This window comes from Streptomyces ficellus, assembly GCF_030406405.1.
Lineage (GTDB): Bacteria > Actinomycetota > Actinomycetes > Streptomycetales > Streptomycetaceae > Streptomyces > Streptomyces ficellus_B.
In genome coordinates, this window is sequence record NZ_JAUEPL010000027.1 from 37,772 (window position 1) to 56,375 (window position 18,604).

Annotated in this window: 20 protein-coding genes and 1 riboswitch; of the genes, 16 read left to right on the top strand and 4 right to left on the bottom strand. The window is 71.1% G+C overall.

Translation table 11 applies throughout. The annotated features are described in order from the left end of the window. Positions 1–11 precede the first annotated feature (11 nt). Positions 12–389 carry a glycine cleavage system protein GcvH gene (gcvH, locus tag QWM81_RS18390; RefSeq protein WP_290113148.1) on the bottom strand — a complete coding sequence of 126 codons (378 nt, stop codon included), beginning with the start codon at positions 387–389 and terminating at the stop codon, positions 12–14. A gap of 58 nt (positions 390–447) precedes the next feature. Then, positions 448–1,563, bottom strand: coding sequence for a glycine cleavage system aminomethyltransferase GcvT (gene gcvT / locus QWM81_RS18395; protein ID WP_290113150.1), 1,116 nt, complete (start codon positions 1,561–1,563; stop codon positions 448–450). A 144-nt stretch (positions 1,564–1,707) separates the two neighbouring features. Beyond that, a riboswitch (glycine riboswitch) is annotated at positions 1,708–1,804 on the bottom strand. A 163-nt stretch (positions 1,805–1,967) separates the two neighbouring features. On the opposite strand from gcvT, the gene QWM81_RS18400 reads away from it, so the two are divergent. The 13 genes from QWM81_RS18400 (at position 1,968) to QWM81_RS18460 (ending at position 14,532) form a co-directional block, all read left to right on the top strand. Further along, entirely contained in the window at positions 1,968–2,618 is a 651-nt protein-coding gene (locus QWM81_RS18400) for an AAA family ATPase (RefSeq protein WP_290113152.1), read from the top strand. 73 nt (positions 2,619–2,691) lie between these two features. Then, positions 2,692–3,429 (top strand): enhanced serine sensitivity protein SseB, encoded by a 738-nt coding sequence (locus QWM81_RS18405; RefSeq protein WP_290113153.1) that lies wholly within the window; start codon positions 2,692–2,694, stop codon positions 3,427–3,429. Positions 3,430–3,465: 36 nt separating this feature from the next. Then, positions 3,466–4,257: an enhanced serine sensitivity protein SseB C-terminal domain-containing protein gene (locus QWM81_RS18410; RefSeq protein ID WP_290113154.1), complete on the top strand. Its 792-nt coding sequence runs from the start codon at positions 3,466–3,468 to the stop codon at positions 4,255–4,257. Positions 4,258–4,538: 281 nt separating this feature from the next. Beyond that, entirely contained in the window at positions 4,539–5,537 is a 999-nt protein-coding gene (locus QWM81_RS18415) for an ABC transporter permease (protein ID WP_290113155.1), read from the top strand. A gap of 84 nt (positions 5,538–5,621) precedes the next feature. Continuing rightward, positions 5,622–7,373, top strand: a complete 1,752-nt coding sequence (locus tag QWM81_RS18420) for an ABC transporter substrate-binding protein (protein WP_290113156.1) — start codon at positions 5,622–5,624, stop codon at positions 7,371–7,373. Between the two features lie 81 nt (positions 7,374–7,454). Continuing rightward, positions 7,455–8,462 (top strand): ABC transporter permease, encoded by a 1,008-nt coding sequence (locus QWM81_RS18425; RefSeq protein ID WP_290113157.1) that lies wholly within the window; start codon positions 7,455–7,457, stop codon positions 8,460–8,462. Beyond that, complete coding sequence (locus QWM81_RS18430) at positions 8,459–9,550, top strand: ABC transporter ATP-binding protein (protein ID WP_290113158.1); 1,092 nt, start codon at positions 8,459–8,461, stop codon at positions 9,548–9,550. The genes QWM81_RS18425 and QWM81_RS18430 overlap by 4 nt, the downstream gene beginning before the upstream one ends. Continuing rightward, a complete protein-coding gene (locus tag QWM81_RS18435) occupies positions 9,547–10,674 on the top strand; it encodes an ABC transporter ATP-binding protein (protein WP_290113159.1) in 1,128 nt (375 codons plus the stop codon). The genes QWM81_RS18430 and QWM81_RS18435 overlap by 4 nt, the downstream gene beginning before the upstream one ends. A gap of 302 nt (positions 10,675–10,976) precedes the next feature. After that, positions 10,977–11,657, top strand: a complete 681-nt coding sequence (locus QWM81_RS18440; RefSeq protein WP_290113160.1) for a trimeric intracellular cation channel family protein — start codon at positions 10,977–10,979, stop codon at positions 11,655–11,657. 26 nt (positions 11,658–11,683) lie between these two features. Beyond that, positions 11,684–12,502 carry a thioesterase family protein gene (locus QWM81_RS18445; protein ID WP_290113162.1) on the top strand — a complete coding sequence of 273 codons (819 nt, stop codon included), beginning with the start codon at positions 11,684–11,686 and terminating at the stop codon, positions 12,500–12,502. Positions 12,503–12,808: 306 nt separating this feature from the next. Then, the gene (locus QWM81_RS18450; protein ID WP_290113163.1) at positions 12,809–12,955 is read left to right on the top strand and encodes a hypothetical protein; all 147 of its coding nucleotides are present in this window, start codon (positions 12,809–12,811) and stop codon (positions 12,953–12,955) included. Positions 12,956–12,995: 40 nt separating this feature from the next. Beyond that, a complete protein-coding gene (locus tag QWM81_RS18455; protein WP_290113164.1) occupies positions 12,996–13,268 on the top strand; it encodes a DUF4190 domain-containing protein in 273 nt (90 codons plus the stop codon). Between the two features lie 94 nt (positions 13,269–13,362). Then, on the top strand, positions 13,363–14,532 hold the full coding sequence (locus QWM81_RS18460) for a cysteine desulfurase family protein (protein WP_290113165.1): 1,170 nt from the start codon (positions 13,363–13,365) through the stop codon (positions 14,530–14,532). Here QWM81_RS18460 and QWM81_RS18465 read toward each other — a convergent pair. Further along, a complete protein-coding gene (locus tag QWM81_RS18465; RefSeq protein ID WP_290113166.1) occupies positions 14,525–15,211 on the bottom strand; it encodes an N-acetylmuramoyl-L-alanine amidase in 687 nt (228 codons plus the stop codon). The two genes, QWM81_RS18460 and QWM81_RS18465, sit on opposite strands and share 8 nt — an antisense overlap. A 60-nt stretch (positions 15,212–15,271) precedes the next feature. Here QWM81_RS18465 and mnmA point away from each other — a divergent pair, with 60 nt between their 5' ends. Then, the gene (gene mnmA, locus QWM81_RS18470; protein WP_290113167.1) at positions 15,272–16,396 is read left to right on the top strand and encodes a tRNA 2-thiouridine(34) synthase MnmA; all 1,125 of its coding nucleotides are present in this window, start codon (positions 15,272–15,274) and stop codon (positions 16,394–16,396) included. Position 16,397: 1 nt separating this feature from the next. Here the strand turns inward: mnmA and QWM81_RS18475 are convergent, their stop codons facing one another. Then, a complete protein-coding gene (locus QWM81_RS18475; protein WP_290113168.1) occupies positions 16,398–16,727 on the bottom strand; it encodes a DUF427 domain-containing protein in 330 nt (109 codons plus the stop codon). A 129-nt stretch (positions 16,728–16,856) separates the two neighbouring features. Between QWM81_RS18475 and QWM81_RS18480 the strand changes: the two genes are divergently transcribed. Beyond that, positions 16,857–17,555: an SDR family oxidoreductase gene (locus QWM81_RS18480; protein WP_290113169.1), complete on the top strand. Its 699-nt coding sequence runs from the start codon at positions 16,857–16,859 to the stop codon at positions 17,553–17,555. 22 nt (positions 17,556–17,577) lie between these two features. Next, positions 17,578–18,591: a methionine synthase gene (locus tag QWM81_RS18485; protein WP_290113170.1), complete on the top strand. Its 1,014-nt coding sequence runs from the start codon at positions 17,578–17,580 to the stop codon at positions 18,589–18,591. Positions 18,592–18,604: the final 13 nt, after the last annotated feature.

An 18,604-nucleotide genomic window follows, 5' to 3' on the forward strand; every position in this document is an offset into this window, starting at 1 on the left:
GCCATCCGTCCTTAGGCGCCGGAGAACTCGGTGTACTCGTCCGCGGAGAGCAGGTCCTTCGGCTCCTCCGCGACCCGTACCTTGAAGAGCCAGCCGCCCTCGAAGGGGGCGGTGTTCACCAGCGACGGGTCGTCCACGACGTCCTGGTTGGCCTCGACGACCTCACCGGTCACCGGGGAGTAGAGGTCGCTGACGGACTTGGTCGACTCCAGCTCACCGCAGGTCTCGCCCGCGGTCACCGTGTCACCGACCTCCGGGAGCTGGACGTACACGACATCGCCCAGGGCGTTCGCCGCGTGCTCCGTGATGCCGACCGTCGACACGCCGTCCTCGGCGGCCGACAGCCACTCGTGCTCCTTGCTGTAGCGCAGCTGCTGGGGGTTGCTCATGACTGGAATTCTCCTGTACGCGGGGGAGTGCTGGTGAACGGGGGAGTGGTGCGCGAGGTCACTTCTGGCGCTTGTAGAAGGGGAGCGCCACGACGTCGTACGGCTCATGGGTACCGCGGATGTCGACACCGACGCCCTCGGTGCCCGGCGCGGCGTGCTCCGCGTCCACGTACGCAATGGCGATCGGCTTGCCCAGCGTCGGCGACGGGGCGCCGGAGGTCACCTCGCCGATGACCGTGCCGTCCGCCACCACGGCCATCCCGGCGCGCGGCACCCGGCGGCCCCGGGCGACCAGCCCGGCGAGCTTGCGCGGCGGCTTGGTGGCGGCGCGCTCGGCGGCGGCCGCCAGGGCGTCCCGGCCGACGAAGTCGTCGCCCTTCTCGAACTTGACCACCCGGCCCAGACCCGCGTCGAACGGGGTCAGGTCGGTCCTCAGCTCGTGCCCGTACAGCGGCATGCCCGCCTCCAGGCGCAGCGTGTCGCGGCAGGACAGGCCGCACGGGATCAGGCCGGCCGGGGCGCCCGCCTCCGTCAGCGCCTGCCACAGCTTCTCGGCGTGCCGCGGCTCGACGAACAGCTCGAAGCCGTCCTCGCCGGTGTAGCCGGTACGGGCGATCAGCGCGGGGACGCCCGCGACGGTGCCGGGCAGGCCCGCGTAGTACTTCAGCCCGTCCAGGTCGGCGTCGGTAAGAGCCTTCAGGATGCCGGGGGACTCGGGGCCCTGGATCGCGAGCAGCGCGTACGCGTCGCGGTCGTCGCGTACGTCGGCGTCGAACCCGGCGGCCCGCTCGGTCAGCGCCTCCAGCACGATCTGGGCGTTGGAGGCGTTGGCGACGACCATGTATTCCTGCTCCTGGAGCCGGTACACGATCAGATCGTCCAGGATGCCGCCGTCCTCGCGGCAGATCATCGTGTAGCGGGCGCGGCCGACGCCGACGCCGGCGAGGTCGCCGACGAGCGCGTAGTTCAGGAAGTCCGCGGCCTGCGGTCCGGTGACGGTGATCTCACCCATGTGGGAGAGGTCGAAGAGGCCGGCCTTCGTGCGGACGGCGTTGTGCTCGTCGCGCTCGCTCCCGTACCGCAGCGGCATGTCCCAGCCCGCGAAGTCGGTCATGGTCGCGCCCAGCGCCCGATGCACGGCATCGAGGGCGGTCAGGCGGGGGGCAGTGCTCATGGATGTGGCTCCCAGGGGGCATGGCTCGAAGACGGTCCTCCCCATCTGTCATCGGAACCTGAGAGGTTCACCGTGACCGTACGGGACGGTCTTCGGCTTGCACCTTGGGTGGAGCCGCCGGGGCGGCCCGCTTTTCAGATCTGCCTCATCCACGCGGTACGGGGCCTGAGAGATTCAAGGGAGGAACTTGCTCCTTCGGCGCCCGGGGCGGTAGGCCCCGGAACTCTCCCGCGCGGATTCGAGCGGCCGGTATGCGGTTGTCGGTACGGTCGTGGGGACCGCACTGCGCTTGGCGCGCACATCATTGCACGCGGGGTCTGATCGGCAAATCACTTGTGACTCATTACCCTTTCTTTACACTTCTTGGGCAAGGGTCGGTTCCGGACCTAGCAGGGGGAGCAGCGATGACGGTGCAGCGGACCGAGGCGTACGCGACGACCGCCGGGGTGCCCGCGGGCGGGCGGGCCCTCGTGGCGCCCGCCCTGCCGGTCGTGCGCGACCTGCGGGACCGGGGCGGGCGCGGCCCACGGGCGCTGACCTTCGCGGCCGGTGACCTGGTGGTCGTCTCGGGACTGCCGGGCAGCGGCAAGTCCACCCTCATCGCCCGCGCCGCCCAGGGACGGGGCATCGACTCCCAGGACGCCCGGGAGCGGTGGGAGCGCCGGGTGCCGGGCTTCCTGCCGTACGCGGTCTACCGCCCCCTCGTCCGGCTCGCGCACTACGCGGGGCTGCGCCGGGCGCTGCGCTCGGGGAAGAGCGTGGTGGTCCACGACTGCGGTACGCAGGCCTGGGTGCGGCGCTGGCTGGCCCGCGAGGCCGGGCGGCGCGGCAGCGCCCTGCACCTGCTCCTGCTGGACGTCGAGCCCGGCACGGCCCGGGAGGGCCAGCGGGAGCGCGGCCGTGGCGTGTCGGGGTACGCCTTCGCGCGGCACCGCAGGGCGGTCGGGCGGCTGGTGCGGGACGCGGAGCGGGGCGTCGTGCCCTGGGGCTGCGCGTCCGCGGTGCTGCTGGACCGCCCGGCCGCCTCCGCGCTGACGCGTATCGCGTTCGCCTGACACGGGCGGGCCGGCCCCGCGTTAGGGTGCTGCGGGCAGCGACAGGCACGCGCGGGAAGGACCGGAAGCACCAGTGGACACTGCATGGCCGGGCAACGAACTCGAAGAGGTGCTCGCCGCCTCGCTCGGCAACCCCGCGGCCGGCGGCCGCCTCGTCGAGGTGCTGGGCCGCAGCCCCCTGTGGGTGCCCCTGCCGAACGGCGGCGGCCCCGACAGTCCGGACCTGGACCTGCCGACGCTGGAGATCGACGGCCAGGCGTACGTCCCCGTCTTCAGCTCCGAGCAGGAGTTCCTGCGCTGCGTCGGCGCCCACATGCCGTACACCGTCGCCCCGGCCGTCGAGTTCGCGCGCGGCCTGCCGCCGCAGCTCGGTATCGCCGTGAACCCCGGCGGCGCGGTCGGCGCCCCGCTGCCGCCGCCCGCCGTGGCCGAGCTGTGCCGGGCCGGCCGCACACCCCTGGACGGCGCGAGCGGCGCCCGCGTACGGCTGTTCGAGCCGGACTGGCAGGACGACCCGGTCGACCTGCTGTCCGCCGCGGCCGCCGAGTTCGACGCCACCGGCACGGTCCTCACCGCCCGCCGCTGCCTCGCCAGCATCGAGGGCGACAGCCCGACGCTCTTCATCGGCGTCCAGCTGTCCTCCTGGGAGGGCGCCGACCGTAACGTACCGATGGACGCCCTCGGCCGGGCGCTGGGCCGCGTACGGGTGCCATGGCCGGTCAACATGGTCCTGCTCGACATCGCGCACGACCCCGTGGGCGACTGGATGCTGGAGAAGATACGGCCCTTCTACCAGCGCGGGCACGCATAAGCTGGTGGGGTGGATGGAAGAGGGGCGGGACCCAGGGTGAGCGCGTCAGGCACCGCGGCGGCCGGGCAGGCGGCCGGGCAGGTCGAGCACCTGCTGAGCCAGGTGACGCCCGGACGCTACGACGCGTACGAGGCGCTGCTGCACGCCCTCGCCGACGGCCGGCTCTGGATGCTGCTGTGGCACGGTCAGGCCGGCTCGCCCGACGCCCAGTACGGGAACATGGAGGTCGACGGCCTCGGGTACGCGCCGTGCGTCACCTCCACCCAGGAGCTGGCCGCCTCCGGCTGGAACCGCGCCCACGAGGTCATCAGCGGGCGCGACATCGCCCGCGCCCTCTACCCCGAGCGCTGGGGCATCTGGCTCAACCCGCACGCCCCGGGCGGCGGCCTCGGCATCCCGTGGCCGGACCTGCGCCGTATCGCCACCGGCCTCGACCGGATGCCCGCCGGACCGCTCAAGCTGTCCGAACCGGCCATCGAGATCCCCCAGTTCTACGCCCTGCTCACGCAGAACGCCCACCGCACCCCCGCCGTCCGCTCGCTGCGCCGCGCCTGGGTGCAGCCGGCCCTCGGCACCCCGTACCTCGCCATCGGCCTGGACCTGTACGACACCGGCCAGGCGGCGGTGGACGCGGTGCGCGCGATGATGCGGCAGACGGTCGCCGCCGTCCCCGACGGGCTGCCCGTGTCGACGGTCGCGATGTCCGACGAGTACGACCCGGTGACCATGTGGCTGCGGGCCAACGCCCGCCCCTTCTACGACCGCGAGGCGCACGCCACCGCCCCCCTCGTGCCCGGCGCCGGGTACGGCTACCCGCCCCGGGGCTGACGCGACCACTTGTCCGTTTCGGTGGAGTAGCGGCCGAGTTGGTCCGCTCAGGCGATCACCTCGTCCGGATAACGGAAGCCCACGGACCGCATCACGGTTGCGCAAACATTCCCCGTGAGGGCTGGCGGGTGATCGTGAACCCATTGAAGACTCCCCCCAACCAGGGGGCGTCGTACATGCGTGCTGCGCACTTCCGTACCCCCTGAACGGACCGCACCGCAGACCCGGGCGGCCTGTCGAGCACTGTCGGCGACCGTCGGCACGGGCGAGCACGAGGGACGATGACCGCACCCATGGAGACCACCGGATCGCAGGCCGAAGCAGCGCCTGAGGCCGTACCCGAAGGTGTCAAGTCCAAGCAGATCGAAGGTCGTTCACTCGGTCAGATCGCCTGGACCCGCTTCAAGCGGGACAGGATCGCCGTGACCGGCGGAGTGGTCGTCATTCTGCTCATCCTGATCGCGGCGCTCTCCCGGCCGATCCAGGCGATGCTGGGCCTCGACCCGAACGCCTTCCAGCAGGACCTCGTCGACCCCAACACCTCGCTCCCCAAGGGCGGGTTCGGCGGCATGAGCTGGGACCACCCGCTCGGTGTCGACCCGAAGTTCGGCCGCGACATCCTCGCCCGCATCCTCGAAGGCTCCTGGGTCTCGCTGGTCGTCGCCTTCGGCGCGACGGTCCTGTCCAACGTCATCGGCGTGGTGATGGGCCTGATCGCCGGCTACTACGGCGGCCGCGTGGACACCTTCGTCAGCCGGCTGATGGACACCTTCCTCGCCTTCCCGCTGCTGCTGTTCGCCATCGCCATCTCGGCGACCCTCCAGGGCGGCGCGTTCGGCCTGCAGGGCCTGCCCCTGCACATCAGTGTGCTCATCTTCGTGATCGGCTTTTTCAACTGGCCCTACATGGCCCGTATCGTGCGGGGGCAGACCCTGGCGCTGCGCGAGCGCGAGTTCATCGACGCCTCGCGCGGGATGGGGGCCAAGGGCCCGTACATCCTCTTCCGCGAGCTGCTGCCGAACCTCGTGGGGCCGATCACCGTCTACGCGACACTGCTCATTCCGACCAACATCATCTTCGAGGCGTCGCTCAGCTTCCTCGGCGTCGGAATCCAGCCACCGCAGGCCTCGTGGGGCGGCATGCTGAGGGAGGCGGTCACCTTCTTCGAAGTCGACCCGCAGTTCATGCTCGTCCCCGGCCTCGCGATCTTCATCACCGTACTGGCCTTCAACCTGCTCGGTGATGGCCTTCGGGACGCTCTCGACCCGCGCAGCCGCTGACGTCTGCCACGTCATCCGCGGCGGCTTCCGCCGGGCCGGAACCGTACCGGCAAGTTTCCGAAAACAAAGGGGAGTTCGACGAAAATGCGAAGGTCAGCAGTGGCCGCTCTCGCGGTCGTCAGCAGTGCCAGCCTGCTCCTCGCGGGCTGCAGCAAGGCGGACGACGGCGGCTCCGGCACCAAGGGCAACGCCAAGGCGAACGCGGCGACGACCGGTGTCGTCAACGTCTCGGACCAGAAGGGCGGCACGGTCACCTACGCGATGGCCGACGCCCCCGAGTCGTTCGACCCGGGCAACACGTACTACGCCTTCATCTACAACTTCAGCCGCCTCTACGCGCGTCCGCTGACGACCTTCAAGCCGGCCCCCGGCGAGAAGGGCAACGAGCTGGTCCCCGACCTCGCCGAGGGCATGGGTGTCCCCAGCGACGGCGGCAAGACCTGGACGTACAAGATCCGCCAGGGCGTCAAGTACAGCGACGGCACGCCGGTCACGGCCAAGGACGTCAAGTACGCCGTCGAGCGCTCGAACTTCGCGCGTGACGTGCTGTCCAACGGCCCCAACTACTTCCAGACGCTCCTGGCGGGCGGGGACGCGTACAAGGGCCCCTACAAGGACAAGAGCGACAAGGGCCTGGCGTCCATACAGACGCCGGACGACCACACCATCGTCTTCAAGCTCAAGGAGCCGTTCGCGGACTTCGACTACCTGGTCAGCGCCCCGCAGACCGCCCCGGTGCCGAAGGCCAAGGACAAGGGCGCGGACTACACCAAGTCGATCGTCTCCTCCGGCTCGTACAAGTTCGAGAAGTACGAGGACGGCAAGCAGGTCGTCCTGGTCCGCAACGAGCACTGGGACGCCAAGACCGACCCCCTGCGCAAGCAGTACCCGGACAAGATCGTCCTGAACCTCAAGGTCAGCCAGGCCACCATCGACAAGGACCTGATGGCCGGCGAGATCATCGCGGACCTGAAGGGCGCGGGAGTCGACGCCCAGACCCAGGCGCAGGTGCTGGCCAAGGAGGAGCTGAAGGCCAACACCGACAACGCGTACGGCGGTCGTCTCGTCTACACGGCGATCAACACCAAGGTGAAGCCGTTCGACAACGTCGAGTGCCGCAAGGCCGTGCAGTACGCCATCGACAAGGTCTCCGTGCAGACGTCCATGGGCGGTCCCATCCGTGGCGACATCGCCACCACGGTGATGCCGAACGACCTGCCGGGCTACCAGAAGTTCGACCTGTACCCCACCAAGGACAACAAGGGTGACGTCGCCAAGGCCAAGCAGCACCTGAAGGCCTGCGGCCAGGAGAAGATCTCCACCTTCATCTCGGCGCGCAGTGAGCGCCAGACCGAGGTCGACGCCGCCACCGCGGTCGTCGCGTCGCTGAAGAAGGTCGGCATCGACGCCAAGATCAAGCAGTACCCGGGCAGCAAGTACTTCACCGACTACGCCGGTGTCCCGTCCTTCACGAAGAAGGAGAACATCGGTCTGATCATGATGCAGTGGGGCGCCGACTGGCCGACCGGCTACGGCTACCTGAAGCAGATCGTGCACGGCAAGGCCATCGGCCAGTCCGGCAACACCAACCTCTCCGAGCTGAACGACCCGACGATCAACAAGCTGCTCGACAACGCCATCGCCAACACCGACAAGGCGGCGCGTGACGCGGCGTACGCGGAGATCGACAAGAAGGTCATGGAGCAGGCGGCCATCGTGCCCCTGACCTACTTCAAGGTCCTGCACTACCGCTCGCCGCACGGCACGAACATGACCGCTTCGGCGGCGTGGAGCGGTCAGTACGACTACCTCAACATCGGCACCACGAAGAAGTAGCCCCGGAAGGCAGGTGAAGGCATTGGTGCCCGCGGGCCCCCGCGCACCGCGCGCGGCCCGCGGGCACCGGCGCCGGTCCCCGTGATCTCGTACATCATCCGCCGGCTGATCGCGGCAGTGATCCTGCTGCTGGTCGTCACGGCGGTCACCTTCGGCATCTTCTTCATCCTGCCGAAGCTGGCCGGACAGACCGCCGATCAGCTGGCCCAGCAGTACATCGGCAAGAACCCGACGCCCGAGGACATCGAGGCGGTCAAGCGGAACCTTGGCCTCGACGACCCGGTCTATGCCCAGTACTGGGACTTCATCAAGGGGATCGTCACCGGCGCCACCTACGAGCGGGGCCCGACCGCCGTACGCTGCGACGCCCCCTGCTTCGGCTACTCCTTCAAGAACAACCTGGAGGTCTGGCCGCAGCTGGTCGACCGGCTCCCGGTCACCATCTCCCTCGCCGTCGGCGCGGCCCTGCTGTGGCTGGTCTCCGGCATCGTGGTCGGTGTCATCTCGGCCCTCAAGCCCGGCTCGTTCTTCGACCGGGCCGCCATGGGCGGCGCCCTCGCCGGCGTGTCCCTGCCGATCTTCTTCACCGCCCAGCTGTTCCTGCTGCTCTTCAGCTACAAGCTGGAGATCTTCGGACGCACCTATGTGCCGTTCACCGAGAACCCCTCGCAGTGGGCCAACACCCTCTTCCTGCCGTGGTGTTCGCTGGCACTGCTGTACGCGGCGATCTACGCCCGCCTCACCCGCTCCGGGATGCTGGAGGCGATGAGCGAGGACTTCATCCGCACCGCCCGGGCCAAGGGCCTGCGCGAGCGCACCGTGGTCGCCAAGCACGGCCTGCGGGCCGCGCTCACCCCCATCGTCACCGTCTTCGGCATGGACATCGGCCTGCTGCTCGGCGGCGCGGTGATCACCGAGTCGGTGTACTCGCTGCACGGCATCGGCGAGTACGCGGTGCAGTCGATCGTCGCCAACGACCTGCCACCGATCCTCGGCGTCACCCTGCTCGCGGCGTTCTTCGTCGTCTTCCTCAACCTCGTGGTTGACCTTCTGTACGCCGTCGTCGACCCGCGCGTGAGGGTGTCATGACCGAACTGTCCAAGACCGGCGCCGTGGTGGACGAGCGGCCGGGCACCTCCGAGCCGCGCGCCTTCCTCGACGTACGCGACCTCAAAGTCCACTTCCCGACCGACGACGGCCTGGTCAAGTCCGTGGACGGGCTGTCCTTCCAGCTGGAGAAGGGCAAGACGCTCGGCGTCGTCGGCGAGTCCGGCTCCGGCAAGTCCGTCACCTCGCTCGCCATCATGGGCCTGCACCGGCTGGGCGCGCGCGGCAGACACGTCCGCATGAGCGGCGAGATCTGGCTCGACGGCAAGGAGCTGGTCAACGCCGACCCCGACGAGGTGCGCCGGCTGCGCGGCCGCGAGATGGCGATGATCTTCCAGGACCCGCTGTCCGCGATGCACCCGTACTACACGATCGGCAGCCAGATCGTGGAGGCCTACCGCGTCCACAACAAGGTGTCCAAGCAGGTCGCCCGCAGGCGCGCCATCGAGTTGCTCGACCGCGTCGGCATCCCCGAGCCCGCCAAGCGCGTGGACGCCTACCCGCATGAGTTCTCCGGCGGTATGCGCCAGCGCGCGATGATCGCGATGGCGCTGGTCAACAACCCCGAGCTGCTCATCGCCGACGAGCCGACGACCGCGCTGGACGTCACCGTCCAGGCACAGATTCTCGACCTGATCCGCGACCTCCAGAAGGAGTTCGGCTCGGCGGTCGTCATCATCACGCACGACCTGGGCGTGGTGGCCGAGATCGCCGACGACATTCTCGTGATGTACGGCGGCCGGTGCGTCGAGCGCGGCCCGGTCGACAAGCTCTTCTACGAGCCGCAGCACCCCTACACCTGGGGTCTGCTCGGGTCGATGCCGCGCATCGACCGGGAACAGACCGACCGGCTCATCCCGGTCAAGGGGCAGCCGCCGTCCCTCATCAACGTCCCCAGCGGCTGCGCCTTCAACCCGCGCTGCCCGTACGCGGATGTGCCCAAGGGCGGGATCACCCGCACCGAGCGCCCGGAACTGCGTGAGGTGGCCTCCGGCCACTTCTCCGCCTGCCACATGGCCCAGGAGGAGCGCACGCGGATCTGGACCGAAGAGATTGCGCCGAAGCTGTGACCAACGAACCCACGCGTACGAACGACCCCCTTCTGAAGGTCGAGGGCCTGGTCAAACACTTCCCCATCAAAAAGGGCCTGCTCCAGCGCCAGTCCGGCGCGGTGAAGGCGGTCGACGGCATCGACTTCGAGGTACGGCGCGGGGAAACCCTCGGCGTCGTGGGCGAGTCGGGCTGCGGCAAGTCGACGATGGGCCGCCTGATCACGCGGCTGCTGGAGCCGAGCGGCGGCAGGATCGAGTTCGACGGCACCGACATCACGCACCTGAGCACGGGCGGGATGCGGCCGCTGCGGCGCGACATCCAGATGATCTTCCAGGACCCGTACGGTTCGCTGAATCCGCGTCACACCATCGGCAGCATCGTCTCGGCGCCCTTCCGGCTCCAGGGCGTCGAGCCGGAGGGCGGGGTCAAGAAGGAGGTCCAGGGCCTGCTGGAGCGGGTGGGGCTGAGCCCCGAGCACTACAACCGCTACCCGCACGAGTTCTCCGGCGGCCAGCGCCAGCGCATCGGCATCGCGCGGGCCCTGGCGCTCAAGCCCCGGCTCGTCGTCGCGGACGAGCCCGTCTCGGCGCTGGACGTGTCGATCCAGGCGCAGGTGGTCAACCTGATGGACGACCTCCAGGACGAGCTGGGGCTCACGTATGTGATCATCGCGCACGACCTGTCGGTCATCCGGCACGTGTCGGACCGGATCGCGGTGATGTACCTCGGCAAGATCGTGGAGCTCGCGGACCGTACGTCGCTGTACCAGGCGCCGATGCACCCGTACACCAAGGCCCTGATGTCGGCGGTCCCGGTGCCGGACCCCAGGCGGCGCGGCGCGAAGAGCGAGCGCATCCTTCTGAAGGGCGACGTGCCGTCGCCGATCGCCCCGCCGAGCGGGTGCCGGTTCCACACGCGGTGCTGGAAGGCCACGGAGATCTGCCGCGCCCAGGAGCCGCCGCTCCTGGAACTGGCGCCGGGCCGGCGCGTGGCCTGCCACCACCCGGAGAACGCCCCGGACCAGGCCCCGGGCGACCCGGCCCTGGCCTCGGCGGGGGAGGCGATCGAGGTCGTGGACGCCACGCCCAAGACAGCGGCGTCGCCCGCCGTGCCGGAGGGCCCAGCCCCGAAGAAGCTGTAACGCGGCCGGCCTTCCGGTTCGGCTGCCGTTGGGTCCCCTCCGGGGTCGGCCCCCCGGACCCCACCGGCGTGAGGGGACGGGGGCGGAGGTGGGGGGTGTGCGGACGTAAAACGACCGAGCTTGCGAGGGAGAGTCCGCACACCCCCGACCGGAGTTCTCGGCCCCGCCCCGGTCCACGGCGGGAGCCGGGAGGACCGCACCGGCGGTGCGGGAGCACCGCGCCCGGCGGGCCGGGGGACGCGGCTGGGGGTAGCCGTCCGGCGGGGGCGGGAGCCCCCGGGGGGAACCGGCACAATTGGGCGGTGCTCCAGGAATTCTTCACCCCCTCCGTGCAACACGCGCTCGACCTCGCGGGCATCTTCGTCTTCGCGATCTCCGGCGCTCTCCTCGCCGTACGCAAGAACTTCGACGTCTTCGGCATGGCCGTCCTCGCCGAGGTCACCGCACTGGGCGGGGGGCTGTTCCGGGACCTGGTCATCGGCGCCGTACCGCCGGCCGCGTTCACCGACCTCGGCTACTTCCTCATGCCCCTCATCGCCACCGGGCTCGTGTTCTTCCTGCATCCGGTCGTCGAGCGCACCCAGGCCGCGGTCAATGTCTTCGACGCCGCCGGGCTGGGGCTCTTCTGCGTCGCGGGCACGACCAAGGCGTACGAGCACGGTCTCGGCCTCACGTTCTCGGCCGTGCTCGGCCTGGCCACCGGCGTCGGCGGCGGCGTCCTGCGCGACGTGCTGGCCAACGAGGTGCCGTCGCTGCTGCGCTGGGACCGCGACCTGTACGCCGTGCCGGCCATCGTGGGCGCCACCATGGTCGCGCTCTGCATCCGTTTCGAGATGCTGAACCCTTTCACCAGCGCGCTGGCCGCCGTGACCACGTTCCTGCTGCGCCTGCTGGCCATGCGCTTCCACTGGCGGGCGCCCCGCGCCTGGAACCGGCGCTCGGCGGCCTCGGAGGAGCGGCTCGCCGAGAAAGCTACCGCTTAGTAGTTGGCTGTTGTACCGTTCCGCCCATGGACAGCGAGTTCGACCGCGACACCGCGGTGACCCTCCGCGAGCCCGGCGTCTACGACGCGGAGCTCTCCGCCGGCTGGACGATCATCCAGGCCGTCAATGGCGGCTACCTGCTCGCCCTGCTCGGCCGCGCACTCGGCGACGCGCTGCCGCACCCGGACCCGTTCACGATATCGGCGCACTACCTGACGCCGTCCGTACCCGGCCCCGCGGTGATCCGGACCGAGACGGTCCGCACCGGCCGCACGCTCTCCACCGGTCAGGCGTCGCTCTCGCAGTACGCGGAGGACGGCACCGAGGTCGAGCGCATCCGGGTCCTCGCCTCCTACGGAGACCTCGACTCCCTCCCGGACGACGTCCGGACGACCGCCAAGCCGCCCGCCATCCCGCCGCGCGAGCACTGCCTCGGCCCGTCCGACAGCCCGGCGCCCATCCCCGGCTCGTCCGCCATCACCGAGCGCCTGGACATCAAACTCGACCCCACCACGCTCGGCTGGGCCGTGGGCGCCCCGTCCGGCAAGGGCGAGATGCGCGGCTGGTTCGGCCTGGCGGACGGCCGCGACCCCGACCCGCTGTCCCTGCTGCTCACCGTCGACGCCCTGCCGCCGACCTCCTTCGAGCTGGGCCTCAAGGGCTGGACCCCGACCGTGGAGCTCACCACCCACATACGCTGCCGCCCCGCCCCGGGTCCGCTGCGGGTCTCCATCACCACCCGTAACCTGGCCGGCGGTTTCCTGGAGGAGGACGCCGAAGTCTGGGACAGCGCCGACCGGCTCGTCGCCCAGTCCCGCCAACTCGCCCGCGCCCCACGGGGTTGACGGCCCCCGCGTCAGTCCCGCCATGGGCTCTGGTGCGATGAAACCGGCGTGGGCGGGGTACTCGCCCACGAGCCGGCCGATCAACTCGACCGTGGCGGCGGCACGTTCCTCGCTGTCGCCCGTCGCGGTCAGGGTCGTACGGATCGTGCCGTGCAGGCTGCCCGGGGCCTCGTCGACAAGGGCGACGCCGAGGCCCGCGGTGTCGTGGAAGTACCGGCAGTAAGAGACCGGACGGACCCGACAGACCGGACAGACCGGAGAGACCGAGAGACCGGAGAGATCCGAGAGACCGAGGGAGGTCTTCCGATGTTCTTCATCGTCGCCGCCCTGCTCATGCTGGGCGTCCTGCTCGGGACCGTGGCTCATGTGCCGGTCCCCGTCAGCCTCGTCGCGGCCATCGCCATCGCCGCATGGCTGGCGATCTTCACCATCCGGGAACGACAGCACCGCTAACGACAGCACCGCTAACGACAGCACCGCTGAGGAGCCCGTCATGGAACGTGCCCTGTCCACCCCGCGCCCCCGTACCGGTCTGCGTGACGCGGACGGGATGGCCGTCGCCGCGTTCGTCCTGGGACTGGTGGGGCTGCTGGTGATGAACATCCTCCTCGGGCCGATCGCCATCGGTCTCGCCGTCATCGCCCTGCGGCGCGGCACCGCGCGCCGCGGCCGCGCCCTGCTCGGCCTGGGGCTCGGCATCGCCGATCTCATCGTGCTCGCCACCCTGGTCACGCTCGACGGCACCGTGTCCTGGAGCTTCGCCTGACGGTCACCCGACCGGCTTCGCACGGTACGGCGGCGGATACGGCCGGTACGGCGCTGAACCTCCGCGACCAGGGGACTCGTAGAATCGGGTCACCATGGCTTACCTCGACCACGCCGCTACCACTCCGATGCTGCCGGAGGCGATCGAGGCGATGACCGTCCAGCTCGCCGTGACGGGCAACGCCTCCTCGCTGCACGCCGCCGGCCGCCGGGCCCGCCGTACCGTCGAGGAGGCCCGCGAGACCCTCGCGGAGGCCCTCGGGGCGCGCCCCAGCGAGGTGGTCCTCACCTCCGGCGGCACCGAGGCGGACAACCTCGCCGTCAAGGGCCTGTACTGGGCCCGCCGGAACGCCGACCCGCGCCGCGTCCGGGTGCTGGCCAGCCCGGTCGAGCACCACGCCGTCCTGGACGCCGTGCACTGGCTCGGCGAGCACGAGGGCGCCACCGTCGAGTACCTGCCCGTCGACGCGTACGGGCGCGTCCACCCCGACGCGCTGCGCGAGGCCATCGAGCGGGAACCGGCCGACGTCGCCCTCGCCACGGTCATGTGGGCCAACAACGAGATCGGCACCGTCATGCCGGTACGCGAACTGGCCGACGTGGCGCGCGAGTTCGACGTGCCGCTGCACGCCGACGCCGTCCAGGCCTTCGGCCAGGTCCCGGTCGACTTCGCCGCTTCCGGCCTGGCCGCCATGACGGTTTCCGGCCACAAGATCGGCGGGCCCTACGGGATCGGCGCACTGCTGCTGGGCCGTGAGTACAGCCCCGTCCCGGTGCTGCACGGCGGCGGCCAGGAGCGCCACGTCCGCTCCGGCACCCTCGACGTGCCCGCCGTCGCGGCCTTCGCGGTCGCGGGACGGCTCGCCGCCGAGCGCCGCGAGCGGTTCGCCCGCGAGATCGGCGCCCTGCGCGACGAACTGGCCGACGCCGTCCGGGCGGCTGTCCCGGACGCCCTCCTCGGCGGCGACCCCGACCCCGCGGGCCGCCTCCCGGCCAACGCCCACTTCACCTTCCCCGGCTGCGAGGGCGACTCGCTGCTGCTGCTCCTGGACGCCCAGGGCATCGAGTGCTCCACCGGCTCCGCCTGCACCGCCGGCGTCGCCCAGCCCAGCCACGTCCTGCTGGCCACCGGCACCGACCCGGACCTCGCCCGCGGCACGCTGCGCTTCACACTCGGCCACACCTCCACGCGCGCGGACGTCGAGGCCGTCGCGAAGGCGATCGGCCCGGCCGTGGCACGCGCCCGCACGGCGGGCCTCAGCTAGCGGTCGTCCGCGCCGTCTCGCCGTTCCCGCCGTTCTTCGTCGGCGCGGGAGCCGACCGTACGAGCCGTATGTACCGGTCCCAGTCCCAGTGCGGCCCCGGATCCGTGTGGTCGGTGCCCTCCACCTCCACATGGCCGATGATGTGCTCCCGGTCCACCGGTATGCCGTACCGCGCGCATATTCCGGCCGTCAGCCGCGCCGACGACGCGTACATGGCGTCCGTGAAGTCCTGCGGCCGGTCAACGAACCCCTCGTGCTCGATGCCGATGCTGCGCTCGTTCATCGCCCGGTCGCCCGCGTGGAACGCCACGTCCAGCTCGCGGATCATCTGCGCGATGTGCCCGTCCTTGCGTACGACGTAGTGCGTGGCCGCACCGTGCCCCGGGTCCTTGAACACCTTCAGCGCGGTCGGGAAGCTGCCCTGGACGACATGGATGACGACCCGGTCGATGGTGAAGTCCGCCGGGCGGTCCGCGAGCCGCCAGTTGGCCGGGGACGCCGCCGTCCACACAGCGCCCGGATGGTCCAGCCGGCCCGCCACGCGGTCCTTCTCCACCCCCGGCACCCGGTACCAGGCGCGCCGCAGCTCGTCCCGCGCCAGGACCGCCCCGCCCACCACGGCCGCCCCGCCGCCGATCAGCACCGCGCGCCGGCCGATCCCCCGCTTTTTCTCGCCCATGTGATCGTCAACGCATACCCACGCGACCAAGGTTCCCGGGGCCCGTACCCTGGTAGGGCTATGACTCAGACTTCCCAGCGCCCCCTCCGTGTGCTCGCCGCCATGTCCGGCGGCGTGGACTCCGCCGTCGCCGCCGCCCGTGCCGCCGAAGCCGGGCACGACGTCACCGGGGTGCACCTGGCCCTCTCGGCGAACCCGCAGTCCTTCCGCACCGGCGCGCGCGGCTGCTGCACCATCGAGGACTCGCGCGACGCCCGCCGCGCGGCCGATGTGATCGGCATCCCGTTCTACGTGTGGGACCTGGCCGAGCGGTTCCGCGAGGACGTGGTCGAGGACTTCGTGGCCGAGTACGAAGCGGGCCGCACCCCCAACCCGTGCCTGCGCTGCAACGAGAAGATCAAGTTCGCGGCGCTCCTGGACAAGGCGCTGGCCCTGGGCTTCGACGCCGTGTGCACCGGCCACTACGCCACCGTCGTGGTCCGCGAGGACGGCAGCCGCGAGCTGCACCGGGCGAGCGACATGGCCAAGGACCAGTCGTACGTCCTGGGTGTCCTGGACGAGAAGCAGCTCGCGCACGCGATGTTCCCGCTGGGCGACACCCTCACCACCAAGGACGAGATCCGCGCCGAGGCGGAGCGGCGGGGCCTGGCCGTCGCCAAGAAGCCCGACAGCCACGACATCTGCTTCATCGCCGACGGTGACACCCAGGGCTTCCTGGCCTCCCGCCTGGGCAAGGCGGAGGGCGACATCGTCGACGAGTCCGGCGCCAGGATCGGTACGCACGAGGGCGCGTACGGCTTCACCATCGGCCAGCGCAAGGGCCTGCGCATCGGCCACCCGGCCCCGGACGGCAAGCCGCGCTACGTCCTGGACATCTCGCCCGTGAACAACACCGTCACGGTGGGCCCTGCCGAAGCCCTGGACGTCACCGGCCTGACCGCGATCAAGCCCCGCTGGTGCGGCACGGCCCCCTCCGGCCCGGGCACGTACACGGCCCAGCTCCGCGCCCACGGCGGGGAGACCCCCGTAACCGCCTGGCTGGAGGACGGCGAACTGCGCGTCACCTTCGCCGAACCGGTCCGCGGCGTGGCCCCCGGCCAGGCGATCGTCCTCTACGACGGCACCCGCGTGGTCGGCTCGGCCACGATCGCGACGACGACCCGCAGGGCCGCGGTCAGCGCCTGAGTCACCGCTCCACCACCTCTGCTCCGTAGAAACAGAGGTGGTTGCCGATGGCGGCGACCTCCGGCTTGGGGTCGGGGTACGCCCACGCGGCGTCCTTCGCGCCGGGCAGGGACCAGTAGGACGCGGTGCCCTTGAAGGGGCAGTACGTGTGCGTGTCGGACGCGGTCAGCAGCTCCATCCGTACGTCCTCCGCCGGCAGGTAGTAACGCACGGGGCAGCCCGTCTCGCGCAGCAGCAGCGGCCGGCTGCTCTCCGCGATCAGCTTCCCGTCGTGGACCACGCGTACGTGGTCGGTGCCGGGCTCGACGGTGATGCGGTGTCCTGAGGTCATGACCGGCACAACAGCCGCCCACGGCGCCGGATTCCCCGCCACCGAGCCGGTCGTGCCGCTGAAGGCGGCCGGTTTCCACGACGGCCTGAAGGAAGGCGCCGGGGCCGGGTGGCGCCCCTTGATGCGAGCATGGCCCTTATGGCTACCCACATGATCACCGGAGCAGGTTCCGGCATCGGCGCGGCCGTCGCGCGCCGGCTGCACGAGCGGGGCGACGACCTCGTCCTGCTGGCCCGCGACGCCGGGCGCGCCAAGGAGCTGGCGGACACCTATCCCGGCGCCCGCACCCTCGTCGGCGACCTCGCCACCCCCGACCGGCTCTCCTGGGCCTTCTCCCACCAGTCCGTCCCGGACCGGCTCGACTCGCTGCTGCACATCGCGGGCGTCGTCGACCTCGGCCGGGTCGGCGACCTGACCACCAAGACCTGGCGCCACCAGCTCGACGTGAACCTGATCGCGCCCGCCGAGCTCACCCGGCTGCTCCTGCCGCAACTGCGGCTCTCCCAGGGGCACGTCGTCTTCGTCAACTCGGGCGCCGGCCTCAACGCCCACGCCGAATGGTCCGCGTACGCGGCCTCCAAGCACGGCCTGAAGGCCCTGGCCGACTCGCTGCGCCAGGAGGAGCACGGCAACGGCGTACGCGTCACCTCCGTCTACCCGGGCCGTACGGCCAGCCCCATGCAGGCCAAGGTCCACCAGCAGGAGGGCAAGCAGTACGACGCCGCGCGCTGGATCGACCCCGAGTCGGTCGCGACGGTGATCCTGACGGCCATCGACCTGCCGCGTGACGCGGAGATCAACGACCTGACGGTGCGACCGGGACGCTAGAAGCGCCGCGTACGCTTCCCGGGTGAGCGACAACGACGACTTCAGCTGGGGCCCGGCCACCGGGGTCGGGTCCATGCCGGGCGGTGACGCGCGGGAGGCCGCCCGGACCGTCACCGGGACCTTCGAGGACTTCCCGCACCTGGTGGAGCTGCCCGCGCGCGGCCCCGGCGCCGACATGATCGGGCGGACCATCGGGCTGCTCGTGGAGATGTACGCGCACGTCGAGCCGAGCGGCTGGCGGGTCAGCGACCGGCCCGGGCGTGACACACGGCGGGCCAGGTCGTGGATGCGGGAGGACCTCGACGCGCTGGAGGAGTTCACCCAGGGGTACCAGGGCCCGCTGAAGGTCCAGGCGGTGGGGCCGTGGACGCTGGCCGCCGCCCTGGAGCTGCGGGGCGGCGAGGCGGCGCTCGGCGACCCGGGCGCCTGCCGGGACCTGACGGCCTCGCTGGCCGAGGGGCTGCGGGCGCACCTCGCGGAGGTGCGGCGGCGGGTGCCGGGCGCGCGGGTGGTGCTCCAGCTCGACGAGCCGTCCCTGACCGCCGTGCTGCGCGGGCAGGTCAGGACCGCGAGCGGGTACCGGACGTACCGGGCGGTGGACCGCCAGGCCGTGGAGAGCGCGCTGCGGGACGTGATGGCCGCGCACACCTCCTCGGGCGGGCCGGTGATCGTGCACTCGTGCGCGCCGGACGTGCCGTTCGCGCTGCTGCGGCGGGCGGGCGCGGCGGGCGTTTCGTTCGATTTCGGACTGCTCACGGAGCGTGACGAGGAGCAGCTCGGTGAGGCGGTCGAGGGCGGTACGAAGCTGTTCGCGGGCGTGGTGGGGTCCACGGACGGCCCATTGTCGGACCCTGCCGGTAGCGTCATGGGTGTCAGGACGTTGTGGCGCAGGCTGGGGCTGGATCCGGGGACTCTCGCCGAGTCGCTGGTGATCACCCCGACGTGCGGGCTGGCGGGCGCTTCGCCCGCGTATGCCCGCTCGGCGCTCGCCCACTGCGTCAAGGCGGCGAGATCGCTCGCGGACAACCCTGAGTGACGTCAGTAACGGG